This window comes from Ideonella sp., assembly GCF_041918995.1.
Lineage (GTDB): Bacteria > Pseudomonadota > Gammaproteobacteria > Burkholderiales > Burkholderiaceae_C > Ideonella.
In genome coordinates, this window is record NZ_JAYRUN010000026.1 from 1 (window position 1) to 12,645 (window position 12,645).

Sequence of the window (12,645 nt, forward strand, 5' to 3'; positions counted from 1 at the left end):
CGATCGGCTTGCCCTCGGTGCTTCTTCGGGGGTGGGCGTGGGTGGCCTTGCGGTCTGGCCACGCGCCGGATGGCGTCGGCGAGCGTGCCGACGATCTGGTCGATCTGCGCACGCTCGATGATCAGCGGCGGCGACAGGGCGATGGTGTCGCCCGTGGTGCGGATGAGCACGCCCGCCTCGTAGCAGGCCAGGAAGACGTCGAAGGCCCGCTGCGTGGGCGCCCCGGCGCTGGGCGACAGCTCGATGCCGCCTACCAGGCCGGTGTGGCGGATGTCGATCACGTGCGGCAGGCCCTTGAGGGTGTGCAGCGCTTCGCAGAAGTAGCCCTCCAGCTCTCGAGCACGGGTGAGCAGGCCTTCCTCGGCGTAGGTTTCCAGCGTGGCCAGGCCGGCTGCGCACGCCAGCGGATGGGCCGAGTAGGTGTAGCCGTGGAAGAACTCGATCAGGTGCTCCGGCCCCTGCATGAAGGTGTCGTGGATCGAGTCCTTGACGATCACGCCCCCCATGGGCACGCAGCCGTTGGTCAGGCCCTTGGCGCAGGTGATGATGTCCGGCGTGACGCCGTAGGTCTGCGCCGCGAACGGCGCGCCGGTGCGGCCGAAGCCGGTGATGACCTCGTCGAAGATGAGCAGGATGCCGTGGCGGTCGCAGATCTCGCGCAGGCGCTGCAGGTAGCCGACGGGCGGGATCAGCACGCCCGTGGAGCCGGCGATGGGCTCCACGATGACGGCGGCGATGGTGGACGCGTCGTGCAGCGCAACCAGGCGCTCCAGGTCGTCCGCCAGCTCGGCACCATGCGCCGGCTGGCCCACGCTGAAGGCGTTGCGGGCCAGGTCGTGCGTGTGGCGCAGGTGGTCCACCCCCGCCAGCATGGCGCCGAACATCTTGCGGTTGGCGACCATGCCGCCCACCGAGATGCCGCCGAAGTTGACGCCGTGGTAGCCGCGCTCGCGGCCGATGAGGCGGGTGCGGTGGCCTTCGCCGCGCACGCGGTGGTAGGCCAGGGCCATCTTCAGCGCCGTGTCCACCGATTCCGAGCCGGAGTTGGTGAAGAACACCTTGCCCATCCCGGTGGGCGCTAGCGCGGCCACCTGCTCGGCCAGGGCAAAGGCCTTCGGGTGGGCCATCTGGAAGGGCGGGGCGTAGTCCAGTTCGGCCGCCTGCTCCGCGATGGCCCGCACGATGCGCGGCCGGGCGTGGCCGGCATTCACGCACCACAGCCCGGCCACCCCGTCGAGCACCTGGCGGCCGTCGTCCGTCCAGAAGTGCATGCCCGATGCCTTCGTGAACAGCCGCGGCGCCTTCTTGAACTGCCGATTGGCAGTGAAGGGCATCCAGTAGGCGTCAAGGCGGGTCTCGGCGGGCGCGTTCATAGGGAAGGGAGTCTAGAGAAGGCCGCGCGCAATGTGCTTGCGCGATGGAGGTGGGCAGACCCTTGCTGTTCGCATAACATTCGAATGTTCCTGCTTCGTTTGAAACAAAATGCGCGACAGCTCAAAATTGCCGCAATTGGATGCGATCGACAAGCTGATCTTGGCGGAGCTCCAGGCCGACGGCAAGCTGTCGAACGTGGAGCTCGCGCAGCGGGTGCATCTGTCGCCCTCGGCCTGCCTGCGCCGGGTGAAGCAGCTGGAGGAGGAGGGGGTGATCGCGCAGTACGTCGCGCTGCTCAACCCCAAGGCGATCGGCCAGCATGGCACCAGTTTCACGATCATCAACCTCGAGAACATGAGCAACACGCTGCTGCATGCGTTCGAGCAGGCGGTGCGCGACGAGCCCCAGGTGCTGGACTGCTTCTATGTCGCCGGCTCCAACGACTATTTGATCCGCTTCTCGTACCGGGACGCCGAGGACCTCGAGCGCTTCCACACCGAGGTCCTCATGCGGCTGCCCGGGGTCGAGCGGTCCAACTCGATGCTGGTGCTGCGCACGGTGAAGAAGACGACGGCGCTGCCGCTGTCCTGACCGGCCCCGCCGACCGCGCCGCTGCCGGGCAGGCCTGCGGACGAGGGCGGGCGGCTACGGCGCGGTGGCGCCTGGCCTGTGCCCGAGGCCGTGGCGCAGGGCCTCGGGGTAGACGATGGTCTCCTCCAGGGCGATGTGGTCGCGGTAGAGCTCGGCGAACACCTCGGCCGCCTGGCGCAGGGCATCCATGTCCACGCCGCCGATGCCATGGGCAATGGCGTCCAGGTGAGGGCGCATCTCCAGCCAGTCCTGCTCGAGCCAGCCGTGGTCCTGCTGCAGGCGTCGCACGTGCTGCACCAGGTCCACGTCGGCGCTGGCCAGCAGACCGGGGAACACGCTGCGCTCCTCTTCCGCATGGTGCTGGCGGCCGTGCTCGTCGATGAACTGGATGAGCGAGCGCACGATGGCGCGGCGGTCCAGGGACGCGCCGCCTTCGTCGATGTCGCGCAGCAGCCGCTGCAGTTCGTCCACTGCCAGCAGGAGGTCGTGGTGCGTGCGTTGCAGTGACGCCATGGGAGGCAGCGCAGGCACCTGGCGGCGCGGCGCGCGGGCAGGGGGCACGAGGACGGTGGTCGGCATGGCGCATCCTTTGCGGGCCAGAACGGCTCCCGCCGATTCTTCGAGGGCGACCGGGCCGGCGGGTTGCGTTGCGTCAAGCGTCCGGGGAGGCACTTCCGGATCACGCAATGCGCAGTTCGCATTGTGAAATCCCGCGATGCGGCAGCGCAGCAATCTTTTTCATGACGAAACGCGGAATTTCGCCATGCGGGATGATCTCCGTAAGTCTTTGATTTTCAATACGAAGATTTTTGGTCTTATATAAGACATAAGTCTTCTCATGGCGATGCCGGCGCCGTACGCTTGAGCCCGACAACGCCTTCTTTTCCGTCCCTCTGCAGGAGAACCTCCATGACCCGACTGACCCGCGAACAACAAGTGGCCGCCCTCGAAAAGGACTGGGCCGAGAACCCGCGCTGGAAAGGCATCAAGCGCGGCTACACCGCCGCCGATGTGGTGCGCCTGCGCGGCTCGGTGCAGATCGAGCACACGCTGGCCAAGCGCGGCGCCGAGAAGCTGTGGAACCTCATCAACACCGAGCCCTTCGTCAACTCGCTGGGCGCGCTGACCGGCAACCAGGCCATGCAGCAGGTCAAGGCTGGCCTGAAGGCCATCTACCTGTCGGGCTGGCAGGTCGCCGGTGACGCGAACAGCAACGGCGAGATGTACCCCGACCAGTCCCTGTACGCGGTGGACTCGGTGCCCAAGGTCGTCAAGCGGATCAACGCGACGTTCAAGCGCGCCGACGAAATCCAGTGGAGCGAAGGCAAGGACGACATCGACTACTTCGCGCCCATCGTGGCCGATGCCGAAGCCGGCTTCGGCGGCGTGCTGAACGCCTTCGAGCTGATGAAGGCCATGATCGACGCCGGCGCGGCCGGCGTGCACTTCGAGGACCAGCTGGCTGCCGCCAAGAAGTGCGGCCACATGGGCGGCAAGGTGCTGGTGCCCACCCGTGAGGCCGTTTCCAAGCTCGTCGCCGCCCGCCTTGCGGCGGACGTGATGGGCGTGCCCACCGTGCTGCTGGCGCGCACCGACGCCGAGGCCGGCGACCTGGTGACGACCGACGTCGACGACAACGACAAGCCCTTCTGCACCGGCGAGCGCACCGTGGAAGGCTTCTTCCGCACCCGCAATGGCCTGGAGCAGGCCATCAGCCGTGGCCTGGCCTACGCACCCTATGCGGATCTGATCTGGTGCGAGACGGGCAAGCCCGACCTGGCCTTCGCCAAGGCCTTCGCCGATGCGATCCACGCCAAGTTCCCGGGCAAGCTGCTGGCCTACAACTGCTCGCCCAGCTTCAACTGGAAGAAGAACCTCGACGACGCCACCATCGCGAAGTTCCAGCGCGAGCTGGGCGCAATGGGCTACAAGTACCAGTTCATCACCCTGGCCGGCTTCCACAGCCTCAACTACTCGATGTTCGACCTGGCCTACGGCTACGCGCGCAACAACATGAGCGCCTTCGTCGAACTGCAGGAAAAGGAGTTCGCGGCCGCCGAGAAGGGCTTCACCGCCGTGAAGCACCAGCGTGAGGTTGGCACCGGCTACTTCGACGCCGTCACCACGACGATCGAGGCCGAGGCCTCGACCGCCGCGCTGAAGGGCTCGACGGAAGACGAGCAGTTCTTCGACGCCAAGCACGGCTGATCGCGGGTGGCGCCGGCCGCCCGTCGGCCGGTGCATGCCGCACAAGGACAAGCGGGCCCCTCGGGGCCCGCTTTTTCATGGCGAGACGCCTACAGGGACGCGGCCAGCATGGCGCGGTAGTCGTCGGCCGTGGCCAGGCGCGGGTTCGTCTTGTGGCAATGGTCGGCCAGGGCGCCCGCGATGACGCGGTCGAAGATCGACTCGTCGACGCCCAGGTCGTGCAGGCCGCGGGGCAGGTCCAGCCGGGCGTTCAGCGCGCGGATGGCCTCGGCCACCTCGGTGCCCTGGTTGTCGCAGCCGGGCAGCCCCATGGCGTGGGCCATGCGCTGCAGCCGCTGTTCGCGGCGCATGCTTTCGGCCTGCGCGTTGAATTGCACCACCGCGGGCAGGAACAGCGCGTTGAGCGTGCCGTGGTGCAGGCGCGGGTTGGCGCCGCCCAGGCTGTGGCTGAGCGAATGCACGCAGCCCAGGCCCTTCTGGAAGGCCATGGCGCCCTGCATGCTGGCGCTCATCATGTGCCAGCGGGCGTCGCGGTCCTGCCCGTCGCGCGTGGCGCGCTCGATGTGGGCCCAGCCGCGGGCCAGTCCGTCCAGCGCGATGCCGTCGGCCGGCGGGTTCACGGCGTGCGCCATGAAGGTTTCCATGCAGTGCGCGATGGCGTCCATGCCGGTGGCGGCGGTCAGCGCGGGCGGCAGGCCCAGCGTCAGCTCCGGGTCCAGCAGCGCCGCCTTGGGCATCAGGTGCCAGCTGTGGAAGCCGAGCTTGCGGCCGTCGTCGACGATGAGGATGGCACCGCGGGCCACCTCGCTGCCGGTGCCGGCGGTGGTGGGCACGGCAATCAGCGGTGCCACCGCGGCCGTGATGCGGTCGCTGCCGCCCAGGATGGTGGCGTAGGTGGTGAGCGGGCCCGGGTGGGTGGCGGCGATGGCCACCCCCTTGGCCAGGTCGATGGCCGAGCCGCCGCCCACGGCGACCAGGCCGTCGCACCCCTGTTGGGCATAGAGCGCCGTGGCGGCGCGCACGGCCGCTTCGGTGGGGTTGGGCGGCGTGGCATCGAACACGGCGTGGGGCAGCTCCCCGAGCGCGGCCTCGGCCTGGGCCAGCACGCCGGCGGCGCGCACGCCGGCATCCGTAACGACCAGGGGGCGCCGGATGCCGATGCGCGCGCACTCCTGGGGCAGCAGGCGCACGGCGCCGAAGTCGATGTCGATCTGGGTCAGGTACTGGATGCGGGCCATGGTGTCGTGCGCAGTGGTGTCGTGCGCCGTGGTGTCGTGCGGAGTGCGGACGGCAAGCGGGGGAGCGGATGAGCCAGTATGCTCGGCGCCCAGCCTGCCACCAACGAGGGTCACCCTGAGTCCCGAACGCGACACGCACCTGCTCACGCCCGCCATGGCGGGGCTGCTGGAGCGCATCCACCGCGCGCGCCGCACGGCGCTGCACCACCTGCCGCCGGAGGCGGCGCGCCGTGCCTACGAAGCCGCCGCGGAGATCCTCGAGCCGCCGCGGGCGACACTCGCGCGGGTGGAGGACCTGGCCGTGCCCGTGGCGCCGGGCGTCACCCTGCCGGCGCGGCTGTATGCCCCGTCGGCCGCGTCGCTGCCGGTGCTGCTGTACCTGCACGGCGGCGGCTTCGTCATCGGCGGCCTCGAGACGCACGACAGCCTGTGCCGGCAGCTGGCCCGGCGCAGCGGTGCCGCCGTGCTGTCGCTGGCGTACCGGCTGGCGCCGGAGCACCGCTTTCCCACGGCGGTGGAGGACAGCTTCGCGGCCCTGCGCTGGCTGGCCGCCGAAGGCACGGCGCAGCTCGGCCTGGACGCCACGCGCCTGGCGGTGGGGGGAGACAGCGCCGGCGGCACGCTGGCAGCCGTGTGCGCCCTGATGGCGCGCGACGCGCAGGTGCCGCTGGCGCTGCAGCTGCTCATCACGCCGGGCACGACGGCGCACGCCGACACGGCCTCGCACCGCCTGTTCGCCAACGGCTTCCTGCTCGACGCGGACGCGATCGCGTGGTTCTTCGACCACTACATCGACCGCCACCACCGACACGACTGGCGTTTCGCCCCGCTGAACGCGCCGGACGTCGATGGCGTCGCACCCGCCTGCGTGCTGCTGGCCGAGTGCGATCCGCTGGTGGACGAGGGGCTCGCCTATGCCGACCGGCTGCGCGCCGCGGGCGTGCCGGTGACACTGGAGCTGTACCGTGGGCTGACCCACGATTTCATCAAGATGGGCCGCGCGCTCAAGGAGGCCAGCCACGCGCAGGATGTGGCCGCCGCCGCGTTGCGCGCCGCCTGGGCCCTGGAGGACCTGTCCGCATGAACCGAGCCGATTTCCGCTTCCTCGAACGCCTGCGCGTGCGCTGGGCCGAGGTCGACATGCAGAAGATCGTCTTCAATGGCCACTACCTGATGTACGTGGACACCGCCGTGGCCGGCTACTGGCGTGCGCTGGCGCTGCCCTACGAGGAGACCATGCAGCACCTGGGCGGCGACCTCTTCGTGCGCAAGGCATCGCTCGAGTACCTCGGCCCGGCGGTCTACGACGATGTGCTGGACATCGGCATCCGCTGCGAGCGGGTGGGCACGTCCTCGCTGCTGTTCCAGGCCGGCGTGTTCCGGGCCGAGCAGCTGCTGGTGGGCGGCGAGCTGGTCTACGTGTTCGCCGATCCCGTCGCCCGGCGGCCGCTGCCCGTGCCGCAGGAGCTGCGCCAGACGCTCACGGGCTTCGAATCCGGCGAATCGATGGTGGACGTGCGGGTGGCCGATTGGCAGGCCCTCGGCGTGGACGCCGGCGCCATCCGTGGCGAGGTGTTCGTGCAGGAACAGCAGATCCCGGCCGACATGGAGTGGGACGCCGCCGACGCCAGTTGCGTGCATGCGGTGGCCTACAACCGCCTCGGCATGGCGGTGGGCACCGGGCGGCTGCTGGAGCATGTGCCGGGCGTGGCCAAGATCGGCCGCATGGCGGTGCGCCGTGCGCTGCGCGGCAGCCGCGTGGGGCGCGCGGTGCTGGAGGCGCTGATGCAGGCCGCACGCCAGCGCGGCGACCGCGAGGTGCTGCTGCACGCGCAGATGACGGCGGAGCCCTTCTACCGCCGCGCGGGCTTCCAGCAGCGCGGGCCGGTGTTCGAGGAAGCCGGCATCGCGCACGTGGAGATGGTGCGGGCCCTCTGAGCTTCCGACGGCCGGCCGGCGGGCCCGTCCCGTCAGGCCGGCGGCCAGTCCGTCACCGTGGCGCGCCGCAGCAGGGCCGGCTCGCCGTCGGGCGAGAAGCTGCGTTCCCACACATGGGTCGTCCACTGCCGGCCCGTGCGCTCGGTCACCACCACCGTGGAACACCTCGTGCCGTAGCGGCCGTCCGGCGACGCGATGAAGGCGCTGGACAGCCAGCGCTCCCGCTCGCGCGGCAGGCCCGTGTCGGGCAGTTCCTCGTCGGCGGCCGGCGTGCGGTCGGCCAGGAGCGCGAACAGGCGCCCGGCCAGGTCGTCCACCACGGTGTCCGTGCCGCAGGACTTCAGCAGCTGCGCCACGCCGCCGCGCAGGCGCTGCACCTTGGGCCAGGGCGATTCCGGCGAAGCGGCATTGCTGACGACCGTCACGCCATGGTCGAGCCGACGGGCGCTGGCCACCACGTTGCTGGCCCAGAAGCACTCGCGGCGCTGGAAATCGGCCGCCACCAGGTTGAACGGCGCATGGCCGGACAAGGCGACCTGGGTCCAGAAGCGGTCGGCGGGCTGCGTGGTGCCCAGCCAGGCGGGCACGATGCCGCCGCGCGAGGGCCCGTCGGTCACTGCAGGGCCGGGCTGGCGCACGTTGGTCACGATGGCCAGGCGGCCACTGCGCGACAGTCCCATCCAGGTGCCGCCGGCCTGGCGGTCGCGGCCACCCAGGATGGGCTGGCTGTGTCCCTCCGGCGTCCACCAGTCCAGCGGGTCGGCCGGGCGCTCGAAGAACTCGTCGCGGTTGGCCGCCACCACCAGGGGGAAGCGCAGGCTGACGTCCAGCGCGATGGCGGCTAGGCACATGGGTCGAACACCTCGGCATGGCGTTCGCCGATGAGCCACGGCGCCACCTGCGCGGCCACCGTGACGGCGATGGCGGCGCGCACCGCGTCGTCGGACAGGCCGAGCGCAGGCGCCGCGCTGCCGTAGCACTCCATCAGCGTCAACTCGGCAGACGCCGCCGCCGTGTCCGCCCGCTGCATCACCCGCGCCCACAGGCCGGGACACCGCGCGCGCAGTTCGGCCTGGGCCGTCTGCAGCGCGGCCAGCACCTCGTCGCGACGGGCGGCGGGCACGCGGTAGTAGATGAACCAGCGGCGGCCCGGCGGCACCGCGGCGGACGGCTGCTCAGCTGGCATCCGCCGGCAGGGGGTAGGGCAGGGCGTGCAGTGCCAGCGGCGGGCCATCGGCCGCCCCCAGGCGGAATGCGCCGGGCTGGCCCGCCAGGGCGATCTTGACCTCCGCCAGCGCCAGCTGCCCGCCGTCGGGGGCCCGTCCGGCCAGGGCCACCATGCCGGCCGGCTGGCCCAAGTCGGCGTCGTGGAAGACCTCCTGGCCGGGTTGCAGGGCGGGCTCGGCAGCCGGCAACGCGAGCAGCACCGCGCGCCGCTTCAGCGTGCCGCGGTACTGGCTGCGCGCCACCACTTCCTGCCCCGGGTAGCAGCCCTTCTTGAAGTTCACGCCGCCCACCAGCTCCAGGTTCACCATCTGCGGCACGAACTGGTCCGCGGTGGACGCGACGATGCGCGCCACGCCGCTGGCGGCCTCCAGCCCGCGCCAGGCATCGAGCGAGAGCTCCGGGGCGTCAGGCGGCAGGCTGCCCGCGGGGGCGCAGCGCAGGGCGCGCGCGAGTCCCGCGGCGGGCGGCAGCTGGATGTGCTGCGCGCCTTCCCCGGCCGGGGCCACCGCCCCCGGCGTACCGGTGGAACCCGCGCCCGTGCCTGCCAGGCCCCACAGGGCCAGCTCGCTGCTGGCATCGCTGAGCTTGCACTTGGCGCGCAGCACGAACATGGACAGCCGCTTCAGCGTGGCGGGCAGCAGGTCGGCGGAGCACGCCAACAGGAATTGCTGCGGCTCGGGCGACCAGACGATGAAGGTGGCCAGCAGCCGCCCCTTGGGCGAGCAGTAGCCCGCGAGCGTGGCGCGTCCCGGCGGCAGGAGGACCACGTCCGCGGTGAGCTGCCCTTGCAGGAAGCTGGCCGCGTCGGCCCCTTCGGCGCGGATCACGCCCCAGTCGGTCAGGCGCACGGCGCCTTGTGCATCGGCCGCCGCCAGCGGGGCGGCATGGTCCAGGAGATCGGCATCGCTCATGGGCGCGGATTATCATCGCCGCCCTATGTGTCAGGTGCTCGCAGGGCCAACGGTGCTCGCATGGTGAACCGGTGGCTGTGGCGGCTCGTGGCCGCGGTCGTGCTGCTGGCGGCGGCGGCCGCCGGCGCGGTGGTGTGGTGGCTCGGCCGCCCGCTGGCGCTGGCCGGCGCGCGTGTGGAGGTGTCCATCGAGCCCGGCACGCCGCCGCGCGACGTGGCCCGCCTGTGGGTGGCCGCGGGCGTGCAGACCTCCCCCGAGTGGCTCTACCAGTGGTTCCGATGGTCGGGCGATGCACGCCGCATCCGCGCCGGCAGCTACGAGATCGAGGCCGGCACCACGCCCAGGGCGCTGCTGGACAAGATGGTGCGCGGCGACGAGACGCTGGAGACCGTGCGCCTGATCGAAGGCTGGACGTTCCGCCAGGTGCGCCAGGCGCTGGCCACGGCGCCGCACCTGAAGCCGACCATCACGGCGCTGAGCGATGCGCAGGTGGCCGCAGCGATCGGACTGCCCGTGCCGTCGGTCGAGGGGCGGCTGTTCCCGGACACCTATGCATACAGCCGTGGCGTGAGCGACGTGACGGTGCTGCGCCGGGCCATGCACGCCATGCAGCGCAGGCTCGACGCCGCCTGGGCGACCCGTGCCGACGGCCTGCCCCTGGCCACGCCGGACGAGGCCCTGGTGCTGGCGTCCATCGTGGAGAAGGAAACCGGCACCCCGGCCGACCGCGGCCGCATCGCAGGCGTGTTCACCAACCGCCTGCGCATCGGCATGCCGCTGCAGAGCGACCCCACCGTGATCTACGGTCTGGGCACCGCCTTCGACGGCAACCTGCGCCGCGCCGACCTGGTGGCCGACACGCCATGGAATACCTACACCCGGGCGGGCCTGCCGCCCACGCCCATCGCCATGCCGGGGCTCGCCTCGCTGCAGGCGGTGATGCAACCCGAGGCGACGCGCGCGCTGTACTTCGTCGCCCGCGGCGACGGCTCGGGCGGCAGTGTCTTCTCCGAGAACCTGGCCGACCATAATCGCGCGGTGAACGAGCACCAGAAAGGTCCGCGCCGGTGAGTCCCACGAACCGCGGCCGATTCATCACCTTCGAAGGCATCGATGGCGCCGGCAAGACCACGCACATCGAGTCGGTCGCCGAGGCCCTGCGCCAGCGTGGCCAGGCCCTGCTGCTCACCCGCGAGCCGGGCGGCACCCCACTGGCCGAACGGCTGCGGGAGCTGTTCCTGCACGAGCCCATGGACGCACTGACCGAGGCGCTGCTGGTCTTCGCGGGCCGGCGCGACCACCTGCTCACCCGCATCGAGCCGGCGCTGGCGGCGGGCACCACCGTGCTGTGCGACCGCTTCACCGACGCCACCTTCGCCTACCAGGGCGCCGGCCGGGGGTTCGACCTGGACGTGCTGGCCACGCTGGAGCGGTGGGTGCAGCACGGCCGCCAGCCGGACCTGACGCTGTGGTTCGACCTGCCGCCCGAGGTGGCGGCCCGCCGGCGCGCGGCAGGGCGGGACCAGGCCGACCGCCTGGAACGCGAGGAGCAGGCCTTCTTCGAGCGCGTGCGGGCCGGCTATGCCGCTCGGCATGCGGCGTCGGCCGGGCGGGTGGTGCGCATCGATGCCGACCGGGCCGTGGCCGATGTCGGCCGCCAGGTGCGCCAGGCGTTGGAGGCCTTCCTGGGCGCGCCGGATGCGTGACGAACTCGATCTGCCCTGGCTGGCGGAGCCCCTGCGCCAGCTGCGCGACCATCCCCGCAGCCACGCCCTCATCCTGCACGGAGGCGCCGGCTCGGGGCAGTGGGAGCTGGCCTGGCGCACGGCGCAGGCCTGGCTGTGCGAGCAGCCGCCCGGGCCTTGCGGCCAGTGCCCCAGCTGCCACCTGGCGCTGGCGCGCAGCCACCCGGACATCAAGGTGCTGATGCCCGAGACCATGCAGCTGGCCCTGCAATGGTGGGAAGGCGGGGCAGAGGAGGGCGGCGACGGTGGCGGCGGCAAGCGCAAGCCCAGCCGCGAGATCCGCATCGACGCCGTGCGCGCGGCGATCGACTGGGCGCACACCAGCAGCAGCCGCGGCCGTGGCAAGGTGCTGCTGTTCTACCCGGCCGACGCCATGAACGTGACCTCCGCCAACGCCTTGCTCAAGACGCTGGAGGAGCCCGCGCCCGGGACCCGGCTGCTGCTGTGCGTGGACGACCCGGAGCGCCTGCTGCCCACCGTGCGCAGCCGGTGCCAGCGGGTGCGTCTGGCGCCGCCGGACGCCGCGACGGCCGCGGCTTGGCTGGCCGGCAAGGGCGTGGCAGGCGCCGCCACGCTGTTGCGGGCGGCCGGCGGCGAGCCGCTCGCCGCGCTGGCCCTGCCCGACGAGGGGCTGACCGCCGAGGCCTGGGCCCGACTGCCCGGCCTGGTGGCCCGCGGCGACGCCGGGCCCCTGGCCGGCCTGCCCTTGCCGCGCGTGGTGCGTGTGCTGCAGCAGGTCTGCCACGACGCCATGGCCGTGGCGGCAGGGGGCGCCCCCGGGTTCTTCGAGCCCGGGCAGGTTCCCGCAGGCGCAAGCCTGGCGGCGCTGGCCGAGTGGTCGCGCGACCTGGCCCGCGTGGCCCGCCACGAGGAGCACCCCTGGAACCAGCCTTTGCGTGTCGAAGCTCTCATCGTCCAGGGCCGGCGCGCCTGGCAAGGCGCCTGATCGGCGGCTGCTCGCTACACTTGGCCGCATGTCCGAAGCCGACGGTCGCCTGACCGCCCCCACTGCCGCGCCGGCCGGTGCCGCCCGCCCCAGCGTCATCCAGCTCGTCTTCCGCGAGAAGGGCGCGCTGTACGCCGCGTACATCCCGGTGTTCACCGATGGCGGCCTGTTCGTGCCATCGAACCGCGAGTACCAGCTGGGCGACGACATCTACCTGCTGCTGTCGCTGCCTGGCGACCCGCAGCGCTACCCCGTCGCCGGCAAGGTGGGCTGGATCACGCCGGCCAACACCTCGGGCGGCCGCACCCAGGGCGTGGGCGTGCGCTTCCCGAACGACGAGAAGACGCGCCTGCTGAAGCTGAAGATCGAGGAGATCCTCGGCACGTCGCTGCAGTCGTCCAAGCCCACGCAGACCCTGTAGCCGCACCGGCCGGACGGCCATCCTGCCGCGCGCCGGCCGGCGGGGC

14 protein-coding genes are annotated in these 12,645 nt (G+C 71.7%); 8 read left to right on the plus strand and 6 right to left on the minus strand.

Annotated elements, in window-relative coordinates; genetic code table 11:
- Positions 1–1,373: aspartate aminotransferase family protein (locus tag ACE3UN_RS18210; RefSeq protein ID WP_374676411.1), on the minus strand; the 1,373-nt coding region annotated here is incomplete at its 3' end.
- A gap of 109 nt (positions 1,374–1,482) precedes the next feature.
- Here ACE3UN_RS18210 and ACE3UN_RS18215 point away from each other — a divergent pair.
- Positions 1,483–1,965, plus strand: coding sequence for an Lrp/AsnC family transcriptional regulator (locus ACE3UN_RS18215; protein WP_374676412.1), 483 nt, complete (start codon positions 1,483–1,485; stop codon positions 1,963–1,965).
- 54 nt (positions 1,966–2,019) lie between these two features.
- Here ACE3UN_RS18215 and ACE3UN_RS18220 read toward each other — a convergent pair whose 3' ends face one another.
- Positions 2,020–2,544: a hemerythrin domain-containing protein gene (locus ACE3UN_RS18220; RefSeq protein WP_374676413.1), complete on the minus strand. Its 525-nt coding sequence runs from the start codon at positions 2,542–2,544 to the stop codon at positions 2,020–2,022.
- 339 nt (positions 2,545–2,883) lie between these two features.
- Here ACE3UN_RS18220 and aceA point away from each other — a divergent pair, with 339 nt between their 5' ends.
- Entirely contained in the window at positions 2,884–4,173 is a 1,290-nt protein-coding gene (gene aceA / locus ACE3UN_RS18225; RefSeq protein WP_374676446.1) for an isocitrate lyase, read from the plus strand.
- An 89-nt stretch (positions 4,174–4,262) separates the two neighbouring features.
- On the opposite strand, the gene ACE3UN_RS18230 is transcribed toward aceA, so the two are convergent.
- Entirely contained in the window at positions 4,263–5,411 is a 1,149-nt protein-coding gene (locus ACE3UN_RS18230; protein WP_374676414.1) for an iron-containing alcohol dehydrogenase, read from the minus strand.
- Positions 5,412–5,565: 154 nt separating this feature from the next.
- Here ACE3UN_RS18230 and ACE3UN_RS18235 point away from each other — a divergent pair, with 154 nt between their 5' ends.
- Positions 5,566–6,495, plus strand: coding sequence for an alpha/beta hydrolase (locus ACE3UN_RS18235; protein ID WP_374676415.1), 930 nt, complete (start codon positions 5,566–5,568; stop codon positions 6,493–6,495).
- Positions 6,492–7,349, plus strand: coding sequence for a YbgC/FadM family acyl-CoA thioesterase (locus tag ACE3UN_RS18240; protein WP_374676416.1), 858 nt, complete (start codon positions 6,492–6,494; stop codon positions 7,347–7,349). The genes ACE3UN_RS18235 and ACE3UN_RS18240 overlap by 4 nt, the downstream gene beginning before the upstream one ends.
- A 32-nt stretch (positions 7,350–7,381) precedes the next feature.
- Here ACE3UN_RS18240 and ACE3UN_RS18245 read toward each other — a convergent pair whose 3' ends face one another.
- From ACE3UN_RS18245 to ACE3UN_RS18255, 3 genes are read right to left on the minus strand one after another with little or no spacing between them, the layout of a single operon-like run.
- Positions 7,382–8,200: an NRDE family protein gene (locus tag ACE3UN_RS18245; protein WP_374676417.1), complete on the minus strand. Its 819-nt coding sequence runs from the start codon at positions 8,198–8,200 to the stop codon at positions 7,382–7,384.
- Positions 8,191–8,535: a DUF4936 family protein gene (locus ACE3UN_RS18250; protein WP_374676418.1), complete on the minus strand. Its 345-nt coding sequence runs from the start codon at positions 8,533–8,535 to the stop codon at positions 8,191–8,193. Before ACE3UN_RS18250 ends, ACE3UN_RS18245 begins: the two co-directional genes overlap by 10 nt.
- On the minus strand, positions 8,525–9,487 hold the full coding sequence (locus ACE3UN_RS18255; protein ID WP_374676419.1) for a folate-binding protein YgfZ: 963 nt from the start codon (positions 9,485–9,487) through the stop codon (positions 8,525–8,527). Before ACE3UN_RS18255 ends, ACE3UN_RS18250 begins: the two co-directional genes overlap by 11 nt.
- 60 nt (positions 9,488–9,547) lie before the next feature.
- Here ACE3UN_RS18255 and mltG point away from each other — a divergent pair, with 60 nt between their 5' ends.
- The 4 genes from mltG to ACE3UN_RS18275 are packed head-to-tail and all read left to right on the plus strand — an operon-like array spanning position 9,548 to position 12,599.
- Positions 9,548–10,558 carry an endolytic transglycosylase MltG gene (gene mltG / locus ACE3UN_RS18260; protein ID WP_374676420.1) on the plus strand — a complete coding sequence of 337 codons (1,011 nt, stop codon included), beginning with the start codon at positions 9,548–9,550 and terminating at the stop codon, positions 10,556–10,558.
- On the plus strand, positions 10,555–11,193 hold the full coding sequence (gene tmk / locus ACE3UN_RS18265) for a dTMP kinase (protein ID WP_374676421.1): 639 nt from the start codon (positions 10,555–10,557) through the stop codon (positions 11,191–11,193). The genes mltG and tmk overlap by 4 nt, the downstream gene beginning before the upstream one ends.
- Entirely contained in the window at positions 11,186–12,178 is a 993-nt protein-coding gene (locus ACE3UN_RS18270; protein WP_374676422.1) for a DNA polymerase III subunit delta', read from the plus strand. Before tmk ends, ACE3UN_RS18270 begins: the two co-directional genes overlap by 8 nt.
- 28 nt (positions 12,179–12,206) lie before the next feature.
- The gene (locus ACE3UN_RS18275) at positions 12,207–12,599 is read left to right on the plus strand and encodes a PilZ domain-containing protein (protein ID WP_374676423.1); all 393 of its coding nucleotides are present in this window, start codon (positions 12,207–12,209) and stop codon (positions 12,597–12,599) included.
- Positions 12,600–12,645: the final 46 nt, after the last annotated feature.